At 62.2% G+C, this 1,393-nt stretch carries 2 protein-coding genes; both read left to right on the top strand.

Annotated features, from left to right (window positions below):
- A partial coding sequence (locus AC1DSN_RS22650) for an MFS transporter (RefSeq protein ID WP_477333084.1) occupies positions 1-1,002 on the top strand: 1,002 nt, incomplete at its 5' end.
- Between the two features lie 121 nt (positions 1,003-1,123).
- Positions 1,124-1,393 (top strand): PQQ-dependent sugar dehydrogenase (locus tag AC1DSN_RS22645; RefSeq protein WP_477333082.1); only part of this gene is annotated, 270 nt, incomplete at its 3' end.

Here is a 1,393-nt window from a genome sequence, read left to right as displayed (position 1 = left end):
ATGCTGCCCTGGGTCCTGGCGCAGTTCGGTGTCGCCAACGTGGCGAAGGACGGAGGCATTCCCGATACGGTGAAGTTCGCCTTCTACGGCGGCGGCGCGGTACTGCTCGGGGCCGTGCTCTGGACCATGCTGACCACGCGCGAGTACCCGCCTGCGCAGCTGCGTTCGTTCACCGACAACGTGCCTGAAGGGCCGTCGGTGGATGTATCACGGGCCGGGCGACCGGGCTTGCTACTGCTGCTGGCGGGTGCCGCGGTTTTCGTTGCGATCAGGCATTTTTCGCTGGAGAAGGAGGTTTACCTGCTGGCCGGCGGCCTGATCCTGTTTGGCCTTCTGCTCACCTGGCTTGGCCGGACGCGTAGCCGCGGGATGCTGCGCGAGGTGATGGGTGACGTTTATGGCATGCCGATCTCGATGCGGCGCCTGGCCGGGGTGCAGTTGTTTTCCTGGTTCTCGCTGTTCGCGATGTGGATCTACACCACCGCAGGTGTGACGCAGACGATTTACGGCACCGCCGATACCAGCTCGTCGGTCTACAACGAGGGAGCCAACTGGGTCGGCGTGCTGTTCGCCGCCTATAATGGATTTGGCGCACTGGCCGCGGTGGTTATCCCGCTGATGGTTCGCCGTTGGGGCCTGCGCATCAGCCACGTGATGAACCTGTGCCTTGGTGGCGCAGGGCTGTTGTCGTTCCTGTACATCCGCGACCCACACTGGCTGCTCGCCTCGATGGTGGGTGTCGGCTTTGCCTGGGCTTCGATTCTATCGCTGCCTTATGCGCTGCTTTCGGACAACCTGCCCACGGCGAAGCTGGGCGTCTACATGGGCATTTTCAATTTCTTCATCGTGATCCCCCAGGTGCTCGCCGCCAGCGTTCTCGGTCTGCTGCTGCGCCTGTGCTTTCACAATCAGCCCATCTGGGCACTGGGTCTGGGCGGCGCTAGCCTGCTCCTCGCCGCTCTGTGCACGCTCTACGTGCCCGAACCGGAAGGGCGAACTTAGGCGGGTGCTTTATGTGGCGTGCGTGGACTCGGCCACGCCGGATTAAAGAAACCGTCACACTCAAACGGCATTGAGAACACTACGATCTTCCGGGTCACTCGGACGTAAGGAAAACATGCGAATGAAGAAGCTGGCAAACGGGTTACTGATCGCGGCCCTGCTCACAAGCACTGCCCATGCACAGACCAATGCAGGCGATCAGAAACCCGATCCCGACCTTCCTTTGAACATCACGCAGGTGGCTAGCTTCGATCTGCCCTGGCGCATCGCGTTCCTGCCCGACGGCCGGTTGATGGTGACCGAGACGGTCGGCCGGCTGCAACTGGTGACCCCGCAAGGCGCCAGGACCGAGATCAAGTGCGTGCCGGCCAGCTATGTCGAAGGTCAGAAC

This window comes from Luteibacter sp. P4_D7_3, assembly GCF_056401735.1.
This window is presented reverse-complemented; position numbering and strand designations above follow the sequence as displayed.